We start from the raw sequence: 20,980 nt of genomic DNA on the forward strand, positions 1-20,980 counted from the left end.
CTATTTGGATTCGACGAACTGTTCTTATACAGGTACAAAAAAGTAAAAAGGTCGAAGCATTTATGAATACTACGACTCTTAGGCATAGTGCCCCCCGACTTTTTTACTTCTGTCTATTGTGATACCGGCATCTGTATAACTACTTGCACGGAGGATTGCTGTCGGACCAAACCTTTCTCGAATTTGATCCATTACAGGTCCAATATCCTTTTGTTTGGGATTATCAAATAGAGATAATTGCATACCGGAATCTTTACTTAAATTAGTTAAGGTGACAGACGCACGTCGAATAAGACTATCTCCATCATAAAATTTATGGAACAAATGTAAACATACCTTATACATTTCCATCGTCGTATTACTAGGAGCATCAATTGATATAGATCGACTAAACCCGCCACCAGTATCTCTAGAATAGCCGATAGATAGGTGAATGGTACGACCATACATATTGTCTGTTCTAGCTCTTCTACATGCTTCCTCGCACAATTCTAATATAACTGTTTTTATTTCTGTATCGTTATAATCACGTAATAACGTAATGCCATGTCCATACCCTTTTTGCTCCTTTTCAACGAAATCACCGTATATAGGGCTTAAATCCACACCCCAAGCGTGCCAATATAATTGTTCTCCGATTACTCCAAATCGCTTTTTTAACCGGTGTAAGGGGTGTTTTGCTAAACCTCCAAGGTTATAAATCCCCATTCTATTCAGATGATGTGTTAACCTTGATCCAATCCCCCAGACTTTACTCAGTTCAATTGGCCATAACAATCGCTCTACATCCTCATAACGGCATTCAGCAAGTCCTGTTTTGCTCTTCTTGGAATATATATCCATCACTACCTTGGATAAGAACTTATTATCTCCTACACCGACAACACAAGGTAAACCAAATTCTTCGTAAATAATGTCTTGAATCATTTTTGCTGCATCCATGGGAGATCCATATGATCTTTCATTTCCAAGTGTAAGCCAGCATTCATCGATACTGTATACTTGAATGGCTTCTGGAGGAAACAAGGTTGTCATTCTTTTGGTTATCTCCGCTGAGACATTTATATAGTATTGCATACGAGCTTTAGCGATCACGATATTAGGATCGTTTGGCAATTCAAAAAAGCGACTAACATTGCTAATGCCATATTTTTTCTTTAGAGCAGGGGAGGATGCTAAAACAATACTTCCTTTACGGTTGGGATCTCCTACTACTGCTAACATAGCCTTCATGGGATCAAGTCCTCTGCTAACACATTCAACACTCGCATAAAAAGACCGCATATCGTAACAGAGAATGTTGTTTCTCGGAAATTGTGAATAATCCACATATAACACCCCTAAACGGAACATTTGTTCCTATTATAACACAGCTATATCATTTGTATACTGGATATTTTTTACTTTATATAGTATTTTTACAAAATTTTTACATTGATTGGTTCAAAAGTAATCTATACCGTGTTAAAATCTATACCAGAATAATACAAATAATTCCAAATTAAAAGGAGTGTAGTGATTGAAAAAAATTTTATTTTCTACTTTTTCTGTTTTTTTGTTATTAGCAACCATGTTATCACCTAGTAGTTTTGGACAGATAGACCCATCCGCAATCCCAACTGAAAGGGTTTATGATTTAGGAACAGGTAAAAAAACATTAAAGGTACAATTAGTGTATACAATCTATGCAGCTGAACTATCAAATGATATAGTAGAAAAAGCAAAAAATAATGGCAAAGCTAAAAAATGGAAAATTACGAATAGGGTCGGTGACAAAGTTACCGTAGAGAAAGAAAAACCTAGAGGAGTTCAAACATTTTATCTAAACGGTAAAGAATATGAAACTGGGAAACATGGTATAGCAGTACTTAAGAATGTTAAAGCTGGAAAGTACGAAATTAAATATCAGGATTTAAATGGAAACCCAAAAACTAAAGTTATTAGAATTCAAGAGTTAAAAAATGAAGAAGAAGTTAAAATAAATGAAAAAATTGATTTTGTTGAATTCCTGGATAGGATGGAGATGGATCCAAAGAAAAATGAAAATAATACTTCCTCAAATGATCAAGATGTTTCTATAGCCACACATACATTTGATTACTCTAAAGGTCATGATGGTGAACATATTGAATACTTTGAACATTGGCATACAAATTATTCACATACACACAAACGAGCTTGGTATGAAAATAATTCATGGGTAACTTGTAATCGTTTTAACAATGATGATGGAGATCAATACTGGTATGATAAAGTAACAGATCCGGGTTCAGCGTGGGATAATTTTTATTCTAGTGATTGTGATATGGCTACTGATGATGGTGCTCCGTGTCCAATGTTTAGTGGAAATGGAGACGATAGATATTGTATGTCATGGAATTACTATTCAGATCACCGTGATTCAGCTAAGTGTTCAATGTGGGTAGGACATGAACCACTTTATCACGCACATACTTATGAAAATGGACCATCTGGATATTAAGTTAGTAACTCAGTTTAAAATACTAAAGTATTCTAAACTGAGTTACTGGAAAGCCTAAATCAGAATACAAGAGGAGTATAATTCAATATGAAAGATAACAAGAGTTGGCGTATACTTTTATTTGTAGGATTAATAGTCACTATTTTAGTATTTGTTTTTATTACACTTTATAGTAATGAAGTACATCAAACTTTTTATACATTAGAGAAAGCAAAGGAAGAAATACCTGATCATCATTTCAAAAAAGCTCCTCAACTTCCTAACAACTATAATATTAGAAAAATAACATATGATTGGGATTTAGAAACTCATCCGATTATTCAAATATACTATGAAACAAAGTCTGGAAAAGAAATAAAGTTTATGATTGCCTCACATCTTTTTGATAAGGGAGATCATGAAGAAATACAAAATTCTAAGATAAGTAATATATCATGGGTAAAGTACGAAGAGAAATATATTTTAAAATGGAAAAAAGAAGGTGAAACTAGCTTTAAATATTTAATTAGCAAGAACCCTGATCGAAACTTTCTTATTAAAATTGCTGAAAGATATTAAGCTTAATGTTATAAGACGAGAGTGTAAAATATTTTGTGTAAATAGAAATTGAATGTTCTATATGCATACAAAAAAGAAGCCCCTTTCTGTATAATAAAGTTAGCCTAAAATTCACAGAAGAGAATGAGCGAAAAGGTGTCCATTCCGGCAATTCTCGTAATAGAGTTTACAATCAGACCTACTTCATTGTATCTATCACAAATGCTTATACAGGACAGCTGACGCTTCTAAAGCTAAAGAATTACAAAAAAAAAGCGACTATATGAAGTCGCTTTTTTTGTTTTCGTTCTTTAATGCTTAAAAATGGCCAAGGGCTTATGCCGACTGCATAAAAGAAGGAAGGCGTAACAAACCTGTCTTCGTCTTATTTCTATATTTCACCCTAATTGGTTGTGGTTCAGCCAAGTAACGATAATCTTTAGTTTCTTTTCTGATCGGATATTGGTAAAGTTCTTTTCTAGCTGTTGGTGTAACACCTAATTCCATCACTCCGGCATACGCGCCATCAGGATATGCTAGGAGCCAACCAAACTTTGATTTACGGTAACCTGTCACAAGAACATCTGTGTATTGATAATTGATAACTTTTAACCAGGAGTGACTTCGCTTCCCAGCATGATACTTAGAGTCTTTCCGTTTCAAAACAATTCCCTCCAAGGATTGTTTTTCCACTAGATCATAATAAGCCTCTCCGTTTCCTTCAATGTAACGAACTTTGGATACCAGAGAGCTGTCTTCACTTAAAGTTTCCTCTAAAATGGATTTTCTATCTAATAAAGGTAAGCTGGTTGTCGACTTTCCTTTATACTTTAGAATATCAAATACAACGTAACTGACAGGTGTAGAATTGCTGTTTGACATGAATCGTTTCATCATTGCTTCAAAGTCGGGCTTTCCGTTAGTACCAGTTACGATTAATTCACCATCGAGAGTAGTTCCTGAAGGAATCTCAATATCTTTCAGCTCAGGGAATCGAGCAGTCACTTCATTGTTGTGACGTGTATATAGACGCACATTACCACTTGATTCTTTATGCAAAATGAGACGTATTCCATCTAATTTGAGCTCTGTAAGATAGTTCTCATCTGTAAAAGGTTTTTCTGATTTGTGTAATAGCATTGGTGATATAAACATGATAATCCACCTCATAATAGATTATAGAGGTCTATTAAGCTTATATAAATAGGGGGTTGCTGGAAGTCCCGCACTATTCCTTATTTCCTCTAACTATTTTTATGGAGGTTTATGGATTGCCTACAGGTGTTATTTTGTTGCTTAGAGTGAAAAAAGCCCTCTTTGGGGCTTTTAGGAAACTAATATTAATTTTTTTAGATATCTAATGCTCTTTATTTATTCTTCGGATATTTTCTTTGGTCTTTAATTTTTTTGCTAGCCTACCTAAGCTTTTTGCCTGCTTTTGTGTTATCCCGGATCGTGTTTTTTTCTTACTTTTGGTTAGAAACATATATTTTACTCTCCCTATTAAACTATTTTGTTAGCAATCATTATGAACAAAAATAACTTCTTTTATACGGTTCTAAACCTCCTTCCTTCCGTCATAAGCTTTACCATCTTACCAAATGACCAACTTACCCTGTTTTAATGTCGTGAAAATAACTTTTTGAAGGAGGGATTATGATGAATCATTCCAGCAATTTAAATCCCATGTTTAGACAGAATCAAAATACCACTTCTTATAGTCGACCTGTTCCTACGGTTAAAAAGGGAACAAATAGAAAAACTCGAAAGGATAAGAAAAAAGATATTAAAATCCCTTTAACTGCGAATCAAGAGCGGACTTTTCGAAGATTGGCTTACGAAAGAGGGATGTCTTGTACATCGTTTGCAGCTTTCCTTGTTATAAAAGGCATGGATTATAACCTTGAATTCGAAGAAATCAATTATTACAATGCGTCAAATACGGTTCATGCAAAACTATCAAAAGAGCAACATGAACAATTATTCTCTTATTCGTTAATGTGGAATTATAAGAGCATGCGTAAAACAGCACATCGTATATTAATTGGGATGTTAGAGTTTCTAAGTAACGAGGTGAAAATAAAATGAAATCCTTCAGCAAATATAACTTAATCTCTAACGAAATCTCGAATTTAAATAACATAGGTAAAAAGAGGACTTTCTTAGATATAGTGGAGTGCTTTTTGGATAAATTCATAGATGGATTTTCTTTCAGCATTAAGACTCCCAATTACCTTTATATTCGTGCTAAAGTGCTTTGCGATGATGTGTATGATTTATCTGGCTATTCTATGGAAGTAGAGGAGATTGTTTATCTTCTTTATCGAGATTTTTTACAATCGGTAAAAGAATATGATGATCCTGTTTCGATCTATCAAATGATGTTTCTTAGTATTGAGAGCAATAGTAAATCACATATCCAGGAGAGGTTTTATAGTGTGAAAGAAGATATGAAGTCAGCACAATACCTCAATGTGGCGATGAAAAAGAAAGACGTACTTCGTGGAGAGATATTTTTACGTGATTTAGAGAGCCGGATACCGAATCATGGTTTAACGGTAGAAATGGTTATCCAATCGTTGTTCAATGATTTTTTGAATGAATATGTGAATGGTTCTTCTCAAACAGTAATAAGCCAATTAATTGAGAGGTTGGAAGATATTTAATGGTAAAAGCCTTAATGTCCTGTACCAATAAAGGGGGAGAGCCAATATGATTGAACGACAAATCGCAATAACCAACTAGAATTTGCATCCGTGTCTTTGTTCACATTTTGTAGTCTATATTTATTTATCAATAAAATAAATACCCCCTTATGTTACCACGTGTCAATAATTCCAAAAACGTGGTGTTTTTTATTTTCTTCGAGGAACTCTAGAACCAGGGATCAGCTTATTTTATTTTTGAGATTTGATTCATAAGTTATGTTAATATATGGATAAGTCAGTTTAAAAAATAAAAGAAAGTAGGTTGGACAATGGAAGAAATAAAAATTAGCAAAATGAAGATGGAAGCAGATTCACCTGAGTTAGAGGTAGCTATAAAGGGTGATGAAAAAAATAAAGCAGAATTAAAGGCGAAGGCTATTGAATTTTTAATGGATTGTTTTGATGTAAAACAAGATCTTGATGAAGATGTCTCCCAACTAGATAAATTAGTTGAACGATTTTTGTTTTCTGCCATAGATATGGTTGGATACAACCATTATTATTGGGGAGTTACATCTGATGAAGATAAACAATATAATGAATATGACGAATTAGTTGTTTCTAATAAAGCCAAAATAGAATTGCTTGAATTATATATTGCAAGCATGAAAGAAAAATTAAATAAGATTGATAATGCGTATTTAAATTAATCGATTAATTTATAACTACATACGCCACATAAGCCGGCTTTCATAACCTTAGAGTAATGAAAATCGGCTTTTTACTTCCAAATATTGTCTTAGCGTGTATTTTCCGCTTTTTTCTGCCGAGACCCCTTTAATAAGTAATGATCCAACAGTGAAGGTTACGACTCTCGCTGTTTTTTTCTGTCAAACGGAAAACAAGGTTGCAACAAACGCAACCCGATAAAAGATGTGAAGGTACTTAAATCAAAAGGAGAGATTTTATATGGAAGCAACGATTAACTTGAAATACGGCAGTTACCCGGTAAAGGTACAATTCGCCAAATATACGGACAATGGACGTACCGCACTCGCCTTTATAGAAGGAGAAGACGGCAGTCATTTCACCGGAAGTGTCAATATCGAACATGCGCCTGTACAAAACAATGACTATCTCGTAGTGAAAGATTACGCCGAAAACGAGGGAATGGCAGATGAATTAAAGCGTCTGGGTTTAATTGAAGACCAACCGGTCGATTATGCACCAAGCGGTTTCATCAGTGCACCAATCTATAAATTAACCGACAAAGCCATCCAAATACGTGATGAACACTTCGCCGAGTTAGGTGTCTGATTCCTAATCGGGTTACCAGTTCATCATTTTGAAACAAAACAATACTAAAGGAGCGATTCTCATGACGTTCACATACAACGGTCTAATCGACCAAATCAAGCAAGAAAAAGAAGTATTAAGAGGGATTTATCTATGCACTTTATCGACTTCGCAAACGAAGCAGGCTTGCGAGAAGAAGACTATCCTACGATTCAAGCGTATATCAAAAAAGCATCTTATGAGGAAAAACGCAAGGTGTTCGAAGCCTCGGCTTCAAGGTATTGTACATGACGCTGTCGGCAATTAAAGTCATTCATTTTGTGGAAGGACTAACAGACGGTGCATCAAGTGGCCCTACTATCGGTGAAGCGTTCCTGGATAACGAGCGCAACGTCTTTATTCTAGATGTAAACGTCGGTACGAACAATCTACATTTCCTAATTGAATACCAGAGCGATGACGCCTTAGCCAACTATACAGTAGATCGAGAGAAACTCGCTGTTGAACGGGAGCGTCAAGAGAAAATGCGCGCCATCTTCGGCGGAATGAAGAAATAAAAGCCGTACAGTTCATTTCAAAAACAAAAGATGTAAGATAACCATTAAAGGTTATCGCTTCTTTTTTGTTAAATAAACATGTTACATCTTACGTAACACAATACGTGTTACATATTTCATAATAATTAATCACAAGTGTAAAAATACGCAGCCGCAGATTTCTTTGTATTTACCATATAACCTTTATCGTTAAGTGCTGATCGTATTAATTTCTTTTTATACGGTACATGAATGGTCGGGACACTGCTCATATTATCTCGAAAAGCAGGTAGTTTATCCCACAAATTTCTTATCTTCTGCTTGATCGTCCCCGAAGTACAATTTACAATATCATTTTTTTCACTGTATTCTGGGTATACCACGATAACTGGTAGACCTAATGTACCAATTCCGTAGTTCATCTCTTCCCGCAATGCTCTACTGTTCTTGGTTACTGAACTTAAAAACAACACAATGTTCTTTGAATTACCTAGTCGGTTATGTAATCGAGGTTTCAGGGTCCTTTCCCAATCACTTCCATCTCTCACATTATAATTTTTATTATGAGAATCAATGAACGGAAAAGTGCTATCGTCAGCTTTCCATGCTTTTAGTAGATTATAAGATGCAAAATCCCTGGTAGCAGACGCCCCCAAATTGCTTTCATGAAAAGGCTCACTTACATAAAACGCTGAATAATTACCACTTCTATAAGCCATTCTCTACACTCCTTAATTTATAAAAATTGATTTTATCCTTACTAGATTTGTGTATCACTATGCACACATGTGCAGGATGTTTGAATTTTATCCTACTAACTTTAAATGACCAAATTAATAACTCTAACAATTCTTGTTCTGATACCATGTCGTATCCTTTAAATCTAGTCATTCCCGAACCCAAAAGCGGTATGACCACCGTACGTCCTCCATACACGATATCTACTTCATTCCAAAAGTTTATGAGAAAATTAATATAATCATTCATATGTAAATGGGCTCTATTATCATCATCAAACTTAGAAAAGGCTGTAAGCAGATAATTACCATGTTGAAAGATCGTTCCAAGTTTGTACTTTTTCTTTTTACCCGCCTTTCTATTTTCGTTAGATCCAATCATTTTCTCAGCTAATTCCGAATCAAGTGAACGATCAAATTCTTCTATGTTATATATTTGTTCATTAATATATCTACCATTAAGCGTTCTTTTAGAAATAATTCTATTATCTACCTGCGTATCGAAATACTCATTGAAAGCAACCACCTTTAATGGGGATTCCTCATCGCCATCTTTTTTATATTCTTGGTCTTCAAAAATGTCTCCCACTTTAATACGCACGCTTGAATTATTGATATTTAATGTCACGTCATCAGAACGGTTAGCTTGAGCCCACATCAAAAGATATGTAATAATTAAAACTAGAAAAAGCACTATCATTGTAGTAAGTTTATCCTCATCTGGGATGTCAACTCCTATTAAAACAAAAGACATTATAACGCTTACTATTGATAAAACCGAGAAATATCTTTTCCATAGGCTTTTATCAAAAAAGTTAACTTTAATTTTCATTTTGATACCCCATATCATTTTATTCGCCATAATTATACCATATAATTCCTTGTTTGAGTAAAAAAGACCTAATTCTTTTATAACGTACCCAATAGTGAGTCATACTACAAAACGTAGAAAAATACGATAAAATATAATCAAATTATATAAAGGTTTATTTCAGGATTTGTCTCTCTATATATTGTAGAAAGGAATTTTCCTATGAATCCAGAGGTTAAAACGATTGTGACACAATTCATTACGTTACCACTAGTATTAAAAGTATTTCAGCGTGATAAAGCCATTTTTCAAGGTTTTAAAACGAAGAATGTTTACTTGAATAATTAGGCGCAGCAACGGATGCTGTCCAATCAGACCTGAACAAACTAAAAAAACAAATGTATACGGAATATCATATAAACGTCACAGCTTTAAACCCACAGGAAAATATGTACCCTTATAAGTGGAAAACTCCGACCGACGATTTACAAATACTTAGATATAGCAGTATTCTTCCACCTTAATGCAGCATGTTCATCCTTTTCCATCTCTTTTGGCAGATAAATCTCTGTCGTTTCGATTTTCTCGTGGCCAAGTGAACGCATCACTGTGTATACATCTACACCTTCACGATAAGATAATATCGCAAAAGCGTGTCGGAAGGAGTGGGGGGTGACCGTTTTTCCTTCTAGTGATGGTAAATGGACCCGCTTCATTACGCTAGAAAAGTATTGCGATAAATACGACGGACTATATGCTTTTCCAGTGGAGGTTACGACAAGTGGCATATCCGGCTCCGCTTTATCTATAGTTGGCATACCACGAGCTGAACGCAAACGGTTGACACTTTGTACCACTTTATCATGCAACGGTACGATTCTCTTTTTATTCCCTTTTCCAGTGATGTGTAAATAGTAACTCTCACGATCCCGATCATATTCGATATCTCCGACTTTTGCTTTGCATAATTCTTCATTCCGCATCCCCGTTGTCACAAGCAAGTGAATGATTCCAAAGATAACAGGTTGATCCACCGTTTCGGAAAAAAAGTCTAAGAGATCCATCACTTCATAGACTCCTAAATCACGATTCGGTCTTTCATCTCGATCTACTGTCGTAGCTTTCATAAATCGGGTAACATCATTTTCAATGTAACCTACCTGGTATAAAAACCGCAAAAAGTGTTTGATAATGGCGTTCTTTCTCGCAATCGTAGCAGGAGAGTATGACGAGTTTCTTCCTATTATATATGGATATTTTTCAGACAACCAATTTTGATATTTTTCCATATGGGAAGATCTTAAGCTTTTAAACAGTGATCCATCATTTATCTCCTTAAACTGAATACCGATCGACTCTTGGTATTCGATCAAGTGAGAAATGAAAGTCATTAACTCTTGCTTATAAGCGGTAATCGTACGATCTGCTTTTCCTTTCTCCTTATCTAGATTAGTTTGATGCAGCAGGTAATAAGCTAATATTTCTTGATCATTAAAATAGTAGAAATCAGATTTCCCTTCATCCTCAGCTAAGTGTCGTTTTTTGACTAGAGTATTGTATGATAATGATTTTTCTAAAAACGGCAAACCCTGTTTTCGATCAGAATATAAATCGATAATCATTTCATCTGACAAGTTGCTCACTCCTTTTTAAATCCATTTTATACCATTCAATATTCCCTTATTTATATAAGACAATCAAACATAAAAATGCTTATATATTAAATATATATTAACTATTATACATGGATATTTATGTTAAATCTACAAACATAAATAAATGGTCTATTTGTTTATTATATAAAATCATACTTTAATAAAAGATACATAAACAATAATACATAAACTATATAATTTATTGAGATTTAATATATGTTGTGTTATCCTTTTAATAGACAGAATATTCTGACAAAAATTAGAGAATGAGTTTTATGAAAAATGAAATCTTTAACCACCAAAAATTTAAATGGCTGTTTTGCTGTTAGTATCGATTGGTTTAATTTGGTACAATTTCAGAAATGAGAAAAACATGATTGAATCATTGCAAAGGACATATAAGGTTTAACTGCGAAAGGAGATATACCATGAAAATTAGAAATACACCTTCATTGTTAGCTAATCTTTTCGCAATGAGAATAGGTATCTTTATTGTCGGGATGAATATTGTTCCAGGAATGGGTCTTCATTCAACGGGAGCTACCTTTGGCTCAGCGCTATGGGGGCTAATATTCTTTCATGCTATTAAGTTTTTTTGGACTATTCATTTAATACTTTGACACTGATTACGACATGGTTTATACCTCCTGTCTTTTTAATTTTGTTGGCAATTAGCTTTGTTATCGGATTTTTGATTGCTATCCCACAATTTATACGATCTGTTTTTTATGCTGTAAAAGATCGACAAATAACTACATCTAAAGATGTTGTAACGTTATCGCTAAAAAGATAGGAGGGGAGGATGATGTGGATTACGATTGCTGAATGGGCCGTAGCTATCATTGATTGGGTCTATTTTATACTTGTGCTATTTGGTATCCATTCTGTTTCTACATTAGATAGAATCCCTTTTAAAAATAAGACTTCTGAGCAAATACGAATCGTGAAACGCATCCATGTGGTTCGGTTTATCTTTGAATGTACAAGTTTTACTTTTTGGGAAGGATTAAGATTTTATTTTTTTTCGGAATCAGTTACGGTAACAATCGTTGGTTGGGGCAAGTCATTAATTGCGCTAATGTAGTAGAAGTTATTTATTAATCATGACTGTGATTATTTGATTATAAAACGCATAGCGAAACTTTTGATTTTCCAATGAAACGATTAGATAAGATGTAAGAATTAGGTAAAAAGGAGAAGAATTAGTGCACATTATTGGAAAGGAGCTAATAAAAACGGCGGATTCAATAAATATATCAATCAAAGATCTAGATGAAGATGGTTTTTTCATCGTTGAAACGAGACGACCATTACGAACCGAAGAAAGTTTAATGACTTATAACAAGTATAAGGAACATATAGAAGGGTTAGAAAATTACTGTAGTCACAAGGGTTACAAATTCAAATGTGATAACATAGACGAGTTTATAAAGCAGATATAGCTATATACAATTTCCTGATGAAAATTGTTAAAGGATAAGATCTGATAACTTACCATCCACCAACGTAAGGAAAAACAAGGAGAGAAAATGAATGCAGGAATATTTAACAACTAATGAGGTTGTGGGTATATTAGGGTTACATAAAGAAACCGTTCTAAGATATGCAAGAGAAGGAAAGTTAAAAACGGTTCCAGATCATCCTACCTTTCCTATAAGAAAGCAGAAGTTATTTTATAAAGAGGACGTATTCACATTCAAAGAGAAACAAAAGAAAAAAGGTTTAACAGTATCAGAGGTAGCGGAACAATTAAATGTTACCAACGTTATGGTACATCATTATATCAAAGAGGGGAAAATAAAAGGGGAAAAAGAGGATTTCCGTTCGCTTGGTCGATATTTAATTCAACCAGAAGAAGTACAAGAATTCTTGCAAAAAGAAAATCGTGCAGCTACTGCTACCACGACAAAATATTATAAAACAAAACAGAACGTGTATTTATTCCAACCCTATGTTCAAACCGGTTCACAAAATCTAGCTAGAGTGATTGAACTCTCTAAAGAAAGTATATGGTTACTGACAGAAGATGGAGAACGCCTCACACATGACACAGCAAAAGAACAACATTTTAAACCGATCCAATCTCTAGTGAACAAGCCTTATATCCAAAAGAAAGGAAAGCTTACTTTTTCTTTTCCTTATCAAACGGATATCAATCACCGCTTATATGATGTCATCGATTGGTTAATGAAGGAATTAGGTTATAAAAATATGCAAGTTAAAAAAATTGGTTCTACCATAAAAATATTAGTCCGATCGACTTTTATTAAAAGTCATAATCATATTGATTTTGCTGAAATATTAAAAGAGTATTGCCAGTCGGGAACAGTTGAACTGCATCCTAATGGTATTTTATTAGATTCGGATTATCAATATATATCTGCTTATGTTCCTTCCGATATAAAGGAATGGATAGAAAAACAATCACAGGAAAAAGGAATATCCCAAAGTGATTTTATAGAAGATTGTTTAAGAAAAGCAAAGACCAAAGAATAAAGATTTAATGTTTTAAAATAGAGTTGGCTGGAATTTAATAATCAGTATATTCGAATACTCCTTAATGATATTTGAATACCCATTATATTCTGAATCATTTAGCAATATTTATGAAGAAGTGAGGTTATTGTAGATTTGATGTTTGAAGAAATAAAAGAATCTAAATTAAGAGCCACTCTTTAAGGAGGGGATATACGTGCATGAAAGGAATAGACAGCCAGAACCACAAAATCATTCACAACCTATTTGCATTTTTAGCAAGATATTATATAATGAAGGTGTAGTAAAAAACTACAGTACTACTTAAGAACTTTCCTGGTTTTAAATTTTCATTTAGGTCGAATATCCAAAATAGGGGAGGGGGACGTCGCGATGGTTTGGTCACCATTGCAGGGACGGTCTCCTTTTTTCGTGTTTAGAAATAGAATATGAAGGTAAAACTAATCATAAGATATAAAAAATGACTTGTCAGTGCCCCTGTGCTCGCAAGATTTGGTCAGCTTACGGTCGGTGTGCAAGAACGTTGGTCAGACGTTCTCCTGACAAGTCTTAAAAGTTAGTTTTATCCGGAGAAAAACTCTATCGTGTTACGAAGAATCGATACAATGTATGCTAAACATTGTAAAGTCTTCACGATAGGGTTTTTCTTTTGGTCTTGCTGTGCTTTTCGTCTTTCTTTCCTGGTTTGTCTTTTCATTTTTATCCACCTCCCAAATGCGAGAGGGGACAGCACAGTTTTCTATTATACTATTTTTTGGCTATCTTTGTAAGTTGTTAAAAGTAGATTCATTAGTTTTCTTCCTTTTCAATTTATAAGCCACAACGACGAATTGAGATCATTAGGCAGCTACGGTTAGCCATATAACGATATTCTTGTTATAAAAGAATTATCTACTATTTTTTTCTTTATTTTTTTAATAACCACTTTCCTTAGAGGAAGTGTGTCGTATATACCATATATATACAACCTTTGGGTTGCGGATGTTACAGGTTTCCATAGTGAAACTTGTTATCAAACGCACCTCAGGGGTTGTCTTTTTTTGTTTTCAAAGAAAGATAGTAGAAACATCATGGTCGAAGGGGAGGGCATAATTGGAAAACCAAAACATTATTCTGTTTCATTTCACATTTCTACAGAATAAGAAGATGCATTATATAACAACCAAACTATAACACCAACCAAACTTAAGGAGATGATTAGTATGAAAAAAATACTGAAACCAACGGAGGAAAATATAAAACTTCTCGCCAAACATATTTCCAATCATTCTGAAATCGATGGCCAATATTTTGAGATAGGGTCATTGTTATTGGTCAATGTATCATTACATAATGATCAGGACCATTTTTGGGAATATGAGATTTATAAACTAGACGAAGAAGGAAATGGTTATAAATTTGAGAGTTATACCGTTAATATGAGTGATGACGATGGTGAACGACTGGCAGCATTTCTATTAGAACACGAGAGAACACATTACTGCTATTTTTGTGACCCAATTACCCAAAAGTTAGTTTGGGAGTCTTATCATGATAAACTAGTCCCTGCTCATCGCATCAAAGAATATAAAAAGGCTTTTGACCAATATTCTAAAGAGGTATAACCTAGGAAAAACTAAGTGCTTTAACTGGGTTAAATTCTCTATTTAAGACATTCCCAACATCTGATTCATTAGACTTTGACTTCGCAGGCTTAAACTGAGCTACCGATATTTCTCCTGGAAACCTGGTGTCCACGTTTCTGTAGCTCCTGCTTGATCTTTCGTTGTCCATAATTGTTACGACTCTCTTTAAAGATTTCTATCACTAAGTCCGTGACTTCATGGTCGTTATTTTCACGTTCTTTTGATTCATAGTAGTACGTACTTCTAGAGATTTGCAGGACGTTACACATTGCTGATACCGATTATTTGTGAGTATTATTCCGAATCACATCTACTTTCGTCCCATAATCAGCGCGGCTTGCTTTAAAATATCATTTTCCATTTTTAAATGGTTTATTTCTTTACGTAACTGGATGACTTCATTTTCTTCGGCAGATCGATTGTCTTCCTCTTTGAAAGAACCAGAATGGCTATATTGACTTACCCAGCGGTCAAATGTTGAAGGAGTTAAATCATATTCTTTCAAAATTTCTTTTCTCGGTTTTTGGTTTTCGTATAATTGCACCACCTGTTTTTTGAATGCAGCTGTAAAGGTCCGACGTTTTCGTTTAGTCATTTTTTAATCTCCTCAATTCAAGTATTTTGTTTAGTTTAACGGACCTTAACGAAAACTGTCCAATCAAGTGTAACCGATTCACAAGTTCTATTCTTTAGAGATATTGCTTAATTAACGTACTCTTCCATTGTAGTGCAGCATGATCACCCTTCTCCATCTCTTTAGGTAAATAAATTTCAGTCGTTTCAATCTTTTTCATGGCCAAGGGAGTGCATTGCATTTACCATAATTAGAAGGAAAAACTGTCACCCCCACTCCTTCCGACACGGTTTTGCGATTTTATAAAGCACCCTACCATTCTATAATAAAAGTGAGCAGGCAGTACATCATCAATTGTATATCACAATAATCGTGTATGGTTTGAACGTGTTGATCCAATTCTTAATAATTTAATGTGACTCAAGTGATAGACGATAGATAAATAAGGTATCCCCAACGTTTATTATGCATTCATTTACATGGTAAATGGTGGATACAGGAACGGAAAACATAGGTTTTAGTATAGTTAAATCCCGCTACTTTTTTTATTTTTACCTCATGTCCTAGAACATGAATTATTCCCATTGTCATTTGATTTCCCTTCTTTACTTAAAATTTTTGATTGATTGTAAAAACCACTAGATGAAAGTCCTGCGACTATACCAACTAAAATACCCGCAGCTATATTATGGGGACAAATATAAAATATGCCAGACAGCACACCAAATAATAAAGCAAACAAGGGAGAGTATTTGATTGGTAAACCCAAGTTTTTCAAAATCTGAACTAAACCTGTGATGATCGGTATAATAGCTATATCATATACTGAAAAATCCATATTAAAATCCTCCTACTATGTTTGTTGTTATAAGAGTAGCAAAAAACCCATGGTCTAAAACCATGGGTTTCTCTCCATATAATCCATTATTTATTACCTCTAATAGATTATGAATACGAAAGGTGAACCAACCATCACGATTGTAAAAATCAGTTTCATTAAATATGGTCAACTATTTAAAGATGCTCGTTAATCAAATATCTCGTTTCAACGTTCCACCAAAATGTATTCATTCAAAAGTCTTGAGGTTATTTTCGGCTCAAGACTAATGATAGTTTTGAATTTAATGAATAAGACTTATTGAATTAAGGTGCTTATGATACTTTTATCATTCATCATATTTGTTAGTGAAATTAAAATAAGTTATTCAACTATAGGTTGTTTTTGGAATGATTTTTAAGCGATGAGTTTCAATCTCTAAAATTGAACTTAAACTGATAATTAACTTGTCCATAATTTGGTTTCTAATGGAGAACATCGCTTTATCACTATAACCTAAATTTAATGCACTTTTCTCAATAGACCACTTTTTGAAATAACGATAATGAACAAAATGAACTTCTAGATCTGATAGATCGTCTAAAGATCTATCAATTGATTCTACTAATAATTTTAATTCCATCAAATCGTTTTCTAGTCTTTCTTGATCTTTAATTTGTTCGGAATGCGTTTTCTTTTTCGGGTCTACCCTAGATTTAAGATGTTCTAGTTGATCTGTTATATTAATTATTGCTATCTTGTAACTATTGTAATTTTTGAGGTGTTTTTCAATAATTTTAATAATTTTTTTTCTTTCTGTTTTGCTAAGAGCTGTAAACATTATTAGATTCCTCCTAATCAAAAGAGAACATTTGTTCTATTTTATAAGAATATTATACTTGTATTTTCCACAAAATTCAATATATTTCTTGCTTTATATTCTCCCATTTAAAGTGAAATATTAAGTATCGAAAAACTACTATATAAAGAAAAGAAAGGTCGCGATAAATATCATCTCTGATATATACAAAAACAGAATTTATTCTATCTGTTTACTTTTTCTTCTCTGATTCCTTACTTTTCTCTAATTTTTCAGTAACTCATTAAATACTTTCGAATATGGATCCCTTGCTATTATTGAAGTATACCTAGCTAGGGTTCATAAAGATTGATTTTTTTAGAAAAGGAAGGAGTTAAGAGGATGCAACCAGAAATTAATATTAATAAGTCAGGAAGAAGTATTCCAGTGTACGAACGAAATGGTGAATACGACGGGAACTACGGAAACCAAATAGGAACGATTTACAATAACGAGTTATTCATCTTAGTTGGATATAACGATGCTCTTTTTATTGAATTCTATTCACCAACAGGTTACAGGTGGGGTTGTATAAGAACCCAGGATGTTTATAATTCATTAACGACACCAGCTTATCAAGGGCAATATTCCTATGGTTGGTTAAGAGATAGCGGGTATCAGTTTAAAGTACTTCATAGACAATCAAGAATTTTTGATGATGAAAATCAAATTACTGCAGTACAACCCGGAGGTTATATTTATACCGATGGGCAATCAGAAGGTGGGAGTAGTCACCCATATCGTTTAAGTATTAATGGATACCAACATGAAGGTAGTGATACCGTTCATTTACTAACCAATGGTTGGTGCGATGTAGACATAGAAATAGGTTACACTATGTATAATACGGTCACTATCGATGGTAATTGGGTTTAAAAAATCATTAGTGTTATATAAAACCATCTTTGACATAGTACAAAGTACTATGTTGAAGGTGGTTTTTATGTGGAAAGATCAACTAATACAACTGTTGTATTTTGCAATGTGAAACCTTAGAATATTGCAACCAAAAATCGAGAATGTTGCAACTTGACACGGAGCCTCTGTGAGCATGACTAATTAGCCAAAAAGCCAGCTATATAAAGACTTGGTTAAGTTAATAAGGGTATCATGCTCACTTCTCCGTATAAAGTTGCAACGGTTTATGGCGCTTGCAATACTTTCGACTTTTACTTTGCACTACACAACTGTATCGATAGTGAAATTCCACTTTACATACAAAACGAGAATGTATTATGTTTTACAATATTAATTGCTATGAACTATAAATGTTTTTACATAGAAATTCTAATGAATAGAAAATTAACTTGAACATTAAAAAGAATGAATTTTAGAATTGTTTTTTTACCAGATCTACAGAATTTAAATTTGAAAGTCACAAAATATTAATTAAGCTGCTTTATGTTGAGGTAGAGATGACAAGACTTTCATATGGTATACTCACCTGAAAACATTAAACCTATCTGAATAATAATCTTATGTCGTTAGGTAGGTCAGATCCCTTATGGTATGTCAAAGAGGTCCAATAAGATTTCATATCAAATAAATAAAAAAATATGAATTCGAGTGTGAAAAAGTGAAATAATTTAAAGTTCAAATCGACTAATTATTAAAAGGAGGAAAATGGATGACGACAAGTAGTAAAATCTCCGAATGGTTTTATGAATACAATAAGGATATTTACCACTTCTTGCTTTATTATGTTGGATCTGGAGACATAGAAGATATGGTCCAAGAAGTATTTATACGAGCTATAAAAGGACTTGATAATTTTAAAGGGAATTCTAGTCCAAAAACTTGGCTTCTTTCTATTGCCAGAAATGTTGGAATTGATGAATTAAGAAAAAGAAAAAGAGAACGCATAAAAAACAGTATAGCTAAAGCAAATTATGAATTAAAATACGAGAAAACACCTGATCTATTTCTTTACTTAGACGAAAATAAAAAACATTTATACCGAGTTATTAACTCATTAAAATCTACCTACAGAGAGGTTATTATTCTACGTGCAATTAAGGAATTAACTGTACGAGAAACAGCACAGACGCTTAATTGGACTGAAAACAAAGTACGTATCACATATCATCGAGCGCTAAAAACTTTGGAGAAAAAAAGGGAGGAATTTTATAATGGAAGAGAAAGAGCGTTTTAAAGAATTGATCGATGAAATACATTCACTACCCGAACCAAATTACGAAGTAGATTTTGATAGCAGAAAACAAAAAAGAATACATGATAATCTAATGAACTTTTCCAGATCCCACGGCAAAAAGAAACGTAAAAAGATGATTATGAAGCGAATGACTGCTGGATTTGCAGGGGTTGTCGCATGTCTAATATTTACTATAGTTACTTTATCCATTGCAGATAATGATAAAAACAATGCATCAGATTTGGATAGCCAAAATAGAAAAGAAATGGAAGAGTTCGCAAATGATAATGAAGATGTAAAGGATAGTGAACAAATTAGGACAGACCAGCCAGAAAGACAAGATACAACTGTTAATTTTGAGGAAAAACAATATCAAGAGATTGTGGAGATTTATCATAATTATCAACCCGTAACGGAAGGAACAGAAGTAGATTATATCGACGAGGAGTTTGGTGTTATCTATTATAATAATGGTATTTCAATTGTAAAAGAAGTAAAACAAATCGCTCATTGGCCAGTTGATGAGAAGGGAAACAGGATAACACCATCTAAAGATCAAATCTTAGCTGCAATAAAAGGGAACATAGGAGCATTACGAGATAAAAATAATTTAAATATGGAAGCTCCTTTTAGCACTGAGTATCAAACGAATATCGATCATAAAATTGACGAGTTATACAGGCTTAAAAGTTATTCCGATTCATATAAACCAATTGTTGAATGGATGAATTCAACTATAAGTTATTTTGAAGAATCCAAACGATTACTTAGTGATAACCCAGAAAACGCCAAAGCATCATACAAAAAGGGCTTGAATAATATTAAAGAATTCATGCGCGTTCTTGAAGAATTAGAGTAATCAATTGTTATGTGCTCATAAAAAGACACGAATATTTATCAATGATGGAAAATAGTTCGATCAAAGTAACTCAGGAACGATTAGAACGGAAGCCATTTTCGGAAGATGGTAAAGCGTATATGTGCGAGATGTGGGCCAGTATGAAAAAAGCAGATATCGCTATGGCTTTAGGTCGTACACATGGCAAGGTTTTTATAGTCTAAAAAAACAAGGATAATTTGATTACTACAAGCGAACAGGAAAAGAAATATAATAGTATTTCTAACCAAAAGGTAGGTGCTATATCTACCGTTATTTATAACCAAACAGAAAATACACGCTAAGGCTAAATATTTTGGCTATTTTGAATTAAGTTAGAAAAGTACCGATTAAGAAATGTGGTAAAATTCAACGGTAAGGAGAGTATAACCTAAACTGGCAAGTAGAAGCCGTACGCTCTTCTGCTTACACAGTTTAGATTACACTCTCTTATTCTTAGTACTATTTAGATTTTAAACAAAACAGACCTATATACCAATTGAATAAGAAAGGACATAACATATTAGTCATATAAAATATGTTATGTCCTTTATTTTATTTACCTTTTATAATTTAGACCTTGATAACAAATGATAAAGGTTCTTCTCTTTTTACAGATGTTTTTAATCTTGCTAATGCTCCTTATTTATTCTCCTAATACTTTCTTTTGTCTTTAATTTTTTCGCTAACCGACCTAGATCTTTAGCCTGCTTTTTTGTGATGCCAGACCGTGTTTTTTCCTTACCTTTTGTTAAAAACATCTTTTTCTCTCCTATTAAACTATTTTGTTAGCATTATGAACAAAAATAACTTCTTTTATACGGTTCTAAACCTCCGTCCTTCTGTCATAAGCTTTACCATCTTACCAAATGACCAAC

The 20,980-nt window shown here is 33.5% G+C and carries 25 protein-coding genes and 1 pseudogene; 16 read left to right on the forward strand and 10 right to left on the reverse strand.

Annotated elements, in window-relative coordinates; all coding sequences use genetic code 11:
- Nucleotides 1-78: 78 nt before the first annotated feature.
- On the reverse strand, nucleotides 79-1,329 hold the full coding sequence (locus GHD00_RS06645; RefSeq protein ID WP_163537367.1) for a Y-family DNA polymerase: 1,251 nt from the start codon (nucleotides 1,327-1,329) through the stop codon (nucleotides 79-81).
- Nucleotides 1,330-1,519: 190 nt separating this feature from the next.
- On the opposite strand from GHD00_RS06645, the gene GHD00_RS06650 reads away from it, so the two are divergent.
- Both GHD00_RS06650 and GHD00_RS06655 read left to right on the forward strand, forming a co-directional pair.
- Entirely contained in the window at nucleotides 1,520-2,482 is a 963-nt protein-coding gene (locus GHD00_RS06650; RefSeq protein WP_163537368.1) for a hypothetical protein, read from the forward strand.
- A gap of 87 nt (nucleotides 2,483-2,569) precedes the next feature.
- Nucleotides 2,570-3,040, forward strand: a complete 471-nt coding sequence (locus GHD00_RS06655) for a hypothetical protein (protein ID WP_163537369.1) — start codon at nucleotides 2,570-2,572, stop codon at nucleotides 3,038-3,040.
- A 315-nt stretch (nucleotides 3,041-3,355) separates the two neighbouring features.
- Here the strand turns inward: GHD00_RS06655 and GHD00_RS06660 are convergent, their stop codons facing one another.
- Nucleotides 3,356-4,174: an ATP-dependent DNA ligase gene (locus tag GHD00_RS06660; RefSeq protein ID WP_163537370.1), complete on the reverse strand. Its 819-nt coding sequence runs from the start codon at nucleotides 4,172-4,174 to the stop codon at nucleotides 3,356-3,358.
- A 504-nt stretch (nucleotides 4,175-4,678) separates the two neighbouring features.
- Between GHD00_RS06660 and GHD00_RS06665 the strand changes: the two genes are divergently transcribed.
- The 5 genes from GHD00_RS06665 (at nucleotide 4,679) to GHD00_RS06685 (ending at nucleotide 7,520) form a co-directional block, all read left to right on the forward strand.
- Complete coding sequence (locus GHD00_RS06665; protein WP_163537371.1) at nucleotides 4,679-5,107, forward strand: hypothetical protein; 429 nt, start codon at nucleotides 4,679-4,681, stop codon at nucleotides 5,105-5,107.
- Nucleotides 5,108-5,202: 95 nt separating this feature from the next.
- Nucleotides 5,203-5,685, forward strand: coding sequence for a hypothetical protein (locus GHD00_RS06670; RefSeq protein ID WP_163537372.1), 483 nt, complete (start codon nucleotides 5,203-5,205; stop codon nucleotides 5,683-5,685).
- Nucleotides 5,686-5,996: 311 nt separating this feature from the next.
- Nucleotides 5,997-6,377 (forward strand): hypothetical protein, encoded by a 381-nt coding sequence (locus GHD00_RS06675; protein WP_163537373.1) that lies wholly within the window; start codon nucleotides 5,997-5,999, stop codon nucleotides 6,375-6,377.
- A 259-nt stretch (nucleotides 6,378-6,636) separates the two neighbouring features.
- Nucleotides 6,637-6,984 (forward strand): hypothetical protein, encoded by a 348-nt coding sequence (locus tag GHD00_RS06680; protein ID WP_163537374.1) that lies wholly within the window; start codon nucleotides 6,637-6,639, stop codon nucleotides 6,982-6,984.
- Nucleotides 6,985-7,250: 266 nt separating this feature from the next.
- Complete coding sequence (locus GHD00_RS06685; protein ID WP_163537375.1) at nucleotides 7,251-7,520, forward strand: hypothetical protein; 270 nt, start codon at nucleotides 7,251-7,253, stop codon at nucleotides 7,518-7,520.
- A gap of 125 nt (nucleotides 7,521-7,645) precedes the next feature.
- Here GHD00_RS06685 and GHD00_RS06690 read toward each other — a convergent pair whose 3' ends face one another.
- Nucleotides 7,646-8,218 (reverse strand): TIR domain-containing protein, encoded by a 573-nt coding sequence (locus GHD00_RS06690; RefSeq protein WP_163537376.1) that lies wholly within the window; start codon nucleotides 8,216-8,218, stop codon nucleotides 7,646-7,648.
- Nucleotides 8,208-9,068, reverse strand: a complete 861-nt coding sequence (locus tag GHD00_RS06695; protein ID WP_163537377.1) for a macro domain-containing protein — start codon at nucleotides 9,066-9,068, stop codon at nucleotides 8,208-8,210. The genes GHD00_RS06690 and GHD00_RS06695 overlap by 11 nt, the downstream gene beginning before the upstream one ends.
- Nucleotides 9,069-9,269: 201 nt before the next feature.
- On the opposite strand from GHD00_RS06695, the gene GHD00_RS21235 reads away from it, so the two are divergent.
- Nucleotides 9,270-9,395 carry a YhjD family protein gene (locus GHD00_RS21235; RefSeq protein WP_276208257.1) on the forward strand — a complete coding sequence of 42 codons (126 nt, stop codon included), beginning with the start codon at nucleotides 9,270-9,272 and terminating at the stop codon, nucleotides 9,393-9,395.
- A 137-nt stretch (nucleotides 9,396-9,532) separates the two neighbouring features.
- Here the strand turns inward: GHD00_RS21235 and GHD00_RS06700 are convergent, their stop codons facing one another.
- Nucleotides 9,533-10,681 (reverse strand): tyrosine-type recombinase/integrase, encoded by a 1,149-nt coding sequence (locus GHD00_RS06700; RefSeq protein ID WP_163537378.1) that lies wholly within the window; start codon nucleotides 10,679-10,681, stop codon nucleotides 9,533-9,535.
- A 449-nt stretch (nucleotides 10,682-11,130) separates the two neighbouring features.
- On the opposite strand from GHD00_RS06700, the gene GHD00_RS06705 reads away from it, so the two are divergent.
- The 3 genes from GHD00_RS06705 to GHD00_RS06715 all read left to right on the forward strand — a co-directional run bounded on the left by GHD00_RS06705 (nucleotide 11,131) and on the right by GHD00_RS06715 (nucleotide 13,198).
- A complete protein-coding gene (locus GHD00_RS06705; RefSeq protein WP_163537379.1) occupies nucleotides 11,131-11,322 on the forward strand; it encodes a hypothetical protein in 192 nt (63 codons plus the stop codon).
- Nucleotides 11,323-11,507: 185 nt separating this feature from the next.
- The gene (locus GHD00_RS06710) at nucleotides 11,508-11,786 is read left to right on the forward strand and encodes a hypothetical protein (RefSeq protein WP_205600715.1); all 279 of its coding nucleotides are present in this window, start codon (nucleotides 11,508-11,510) and stop codon (nucleotides 11,784-11,786) included.
- A gap of 449 nt (nucleotides 11,787-12,235) precedes the next feature.
- On the forward strand, nucleotides 12,236-13,198 hold the full coding sequence (locus tag GHD00_RS06715; protein WP_163537381.1) for a helix-turn-helix domain-containing protein: 963 nt from the start codon (nucleotides 12,236-12,238) through the stop codon (nucleotides 13,196-13,198).
- 562 nt (nucleotides 13,199-13,760) lie between these two features.
- Here the strand turns inward: GHD00_RS06715 and GHD00_RS21240 are convergent.
- Nucleotides 13,761-13,895, reverse strand: a complete 135-nt coding sequence (locus tag GHD00_RS21240; RefSeq protein WP_276208258.1) for a hypothetical protein — start codon at nucleotides 13,893-13,895, stop codon at nucleotides 13,761-13,763.
- 505 nt (nucleotides 13,896-14,400) lie between these two features.
- On the opposite strand from GHD00_RS21240, the gene GHD00_RS06720 reads away from it, so the two are divergent.
- Nucleotides 14,401-14,802 carry a hypothetical protein gene (locus tag GHD00_RS06720; RefSeq protein ID WP_163537382.1) on the forward strand — a complete coding sequence of 134 codons (402 nt, stop codon included), beginning with the start codon at nucleotides 14,401-14,403 and terminating at the stop codon, nucleotides 14,800-14,802.
- A 13-nt stretch (nucleotides 14,803-14,815) separates the two neighbouring features.
- Here GHD00_RS06720 and GHD00_RS21020 read toward each other — a convergent pair.
- The 3 genes and pseudogenes from GHD00_RS21020 to GHD00_RS06740 form a co-directional block, all read right to left on the reverse strand.
- Nucleotides 14,816-15,418, reverse strand: a pseudogene (locus GHD00_RS21020) (transposase); the annotation flags it as partial.
- 535 nt (nucleotides 15,419-15,953) lie between these two features.
- The gene (locus GHD00_RS06735) at nucleotides 15,954-16,235 is read right to left on the reverse strand and encodes a hypothetical protein (protein WP_163537385.1); all 282 of its coding nucleotides are present in this window, start codon (nucleotides 16,233-16,235) and stop codon (nucleotides 15,954-15,956) included.
- A gap of 367 nt (nucleotides 16,236-16,602) precedes the next feature.
- Complete coding sequence (locus tag GHD00_RS06740) at nucleotides 16,603-17,055, reverse strand: transcriptional regulator (RefSeq protein WP_163537386.1); 453 nt, start codon at nucleotides 17,053-17,055, stop codon at nucleotides 16,603-16,605.
- Nucleotides 17,056-17,415: 360 nt separating this feature from the next.
- Here GHD00_RS06740 and GHD00_RS06745 point away from each other — a divergent pair, with 360 nt between their 5' ends.
- The 4 genes from GHD00_RS06745 to GHD00_RS06760 all read left to right on the forward strand — a co-directional run bounded on the left by GHD00_RS06745 (nucleotide 17,416) and on the right by GHD00_RS06760 (nucleotide 20,287).
- Nucleotides 17,416-17,949, forward strand: coding sequence for a hypothetical protein (locus tag GHD00_RS06745; RefSeq protein ID WP_163537387.1), 534 nt, complete (start codon nucleotides 17,416-17,418; stop codon nucleotides 17,947-17,949).
- Between the two features lie 751 nt (nucleotides 17,950-18,700).
- Nucleotides 18,701-19,225 (forward strand): RNA polymerase sigma factor, encoded by a 525-nt coding sequence (locus tag GHD00_RS06750; RefSeq protein ID WP_163537388.1) that lies wholly within the window; start codon nucleotides 18,701-18,703, stop codon nucleotides 19,223-19,225.
- Nucleotides 19,203-20,084, forward strand: a complete 882-nt coding sequence (locus GHD00_RS06755; protein ID WP_163537389.1) for a hypothetical protein — start codon at nucleotides 19,203-19,205, stop codon at nucleotides 20,082-20,084. Before GHD00_RS06750 ends, GHD00_RS06755 begins: the two co-directional genes overlap by 23 nt.
- 41 nt (nucleotides 20,085-20,125) lie before the next feature.
- Nucleotides 20,126-20,287: a hypothetical protein gene (locus GHD00_RS06760; protein ID WP_163537211.1), complete on the forward strand. Its 162-nt coding sequence runs from the start codon at nucleotides 20,126-20,128 to the stop codon at nucleotides 20,285-20,287.
- Between the two features lie 447 nt (nucleotides 20,288-20,734).
- Here GHD00_RS06760 and GHD00_RS21245 read toward each other — a convergent pair whose 3' ends face one another.
- On the reverse strand, nucleotides 20,735-20,863 hold the full coding sequence (locus GHD00_RS21245) for a hypothetical protein (protein ID WP_276208259.1): 129 nt from the start codon (nucleotides 20,861-20,863) through the stop codon (nucleotides 20,735-20,737).
- Nucleotides 20,864-20,980: the final 117 nt, after the last annotated feature.

This window comes from Gracilibacillus sp. YIM 98692 (assembly GCF_010993965.1).
In the GTDB taxonomy this organism is placed as follows: domain Bacteria; phylum Bacillota; class Bacilli; order Bacillales; family Amphibacillaceae; genus Gracilibacillus.

What these genes read in the sequence shown, in the direction of transcription:
- GHD00_RS06655 (WP_163537369.1), top strand. Translation starts at nt 2,570, where the DNA reads ATGAAAGATAACAAGAGTTGGCGTATACTTTTATTTGTAGGATTAATA.
- GHD00_RS06660 (WP_163537370.1), bottom strand. Translation starts at nt 4,174, where the DNA reads ATGTTTATATCACCAATGCTATTACACAAATCAGAAAAACCTTTTACA.
- GHD00_RS06665 (WP_163537371.1), top strand. Translation starts at nt 4,679, where the DNA reads ATGAATCATTCCAGCAATTTAAATCCCATGTTTAGACAGAATCAAAAT.
- GHD00_RS06675 (WP_163537373.1), top strand. Translation starts at nt 5,997, where the DNA reads ATGGAAGAAATAAAAATTAGCAAAATGAAGATGGAAGCAGATTCACCT.
- GHD00_RS06680 (WP_163537374.1), top strand. Translation starts at nt 6,637, where the DNA reads ATGGAAGCAACGATTAACTTGAAATACGGCAGTTACCCGGTAAAGGTA.
- GHD00_RS06685 (WP_163537375.1), top strand. Translation starts at nt 7,251, where the DNA reads ATGACGCTGTCGGCAATTAAAGTCATTCATTTTGTGGAAGGACTAACA.
- GHD00_RS06690 (WP_163537376.1), bottom strand. Translation starts at nt 8,218, where the DNA reads ATGGCTTATAGAAGTGGTAATTATTCAGCGTTTTATGTAAGTGAGCCT.
- GHD00_RS06695 (WP_163537377.1), bottom strand. Translation starts at nt 9,068, where the DNA reads ATGAAAATTAAAGTTAACTTTTTTGATAAAAGCCTATGGAAAAGATAT.
- GHD00_RS21235 (WP_276208257.1), top strand. Translation starts at nt 9,270, where the DNA reads ATGAATCCAGAGGTTAAAACGATTGTGACACAATTCATTACGTTACCA.
- GHD00_RS06705 (WP_163537379.1), top strand. Translation starts at nt 11,131, where the DNA reads ATGAAAATTAGAAATACACCTTCATTGTTAGCTAATCTTTTCGCAATG.
- GHD00_RS06710 (WP_205600715.1), top strand. Translation starts at nt 11,508, where the DNA reads ATGTGGATTACGATTGCTGAATGGGCCGTAGCTATCATTGATTGGGTC.
- GHD00_RS06715 (WP_163537381.1), top strand. Translation starts at nt 12,236, where the DNA reads ATGCAGGAATATTTAACAACTAATGAGGTTGTGGGTATATTAGGGTTA.
- GHD00_RS21240 (WP_276208258.1), bottom strand. Translation starts at nt 13,895, where the DNA reads ATGAAAAGACAAACCAGGAAAGAAAGACGAAAAGCACAGCAAGACCAA.
- GHD00_RS06720 (WP_163537382.1), top strand. Translation starts at nt 14,401, where the DNA reads ATGAAAAAAATACTGAAACCAACGGAGGAAAATATAAAACTTCTCGCC.
- GHD00_RS06735 (WP_163537385.1), bottom strand. Translation starts at nt 16,235, where the DNA reads ATGGATTTTTCAGTATATGATATAGCTATTATACCGATCATCACAGGT.
- GHD00_RS06740 (WP_163537386.1), bottom strand. Translation starts at nt 17,055, where the DNA reads ATGTTTACAGCTCTTAGCAAAACAGAAAGAAAAAAAATTATTAAAATT.
- GHD00_RS06745 (WP_163537387.1), top strand. Translation starts at nt 17,416, where the DNA reads ATGCAACCAGAAATTAATATTAATAAGTCAGGAAGAAGTATTCCAGTG.
- GHD00_RS06750 (WP_163537388.1), top strand. Translation starts at nt 18,701, where the DNA reads ATGACGACAAGTAGTAAAATCTCCGAATGGTTTTATGAATACAATAAG.
- GHD00_RS06755 (WP_163537389.1), top strand. Translation starts at nt 19,203, where the DNA reads ATGGAAGAGAAAGAGCGTTTTAAAGAATTGATCGATGAAATACATTCA.
- GHD00_RS06760 (WP_163537211.1), top strand. Translation starts at nt 20,126, where the DNA reads ATGATGGAAAATAGTTCGATCAAAGTAACTCAGGAACGATTAGAACGG.
- GHD00_RS21245 (WP_276208259.1), bottom strand. Translation starts at nt 20,863, where the DNA reads ATGTTTTTAACAAAAGGTAAGGAAAAAACACGGTCTGGCATCACAAAA.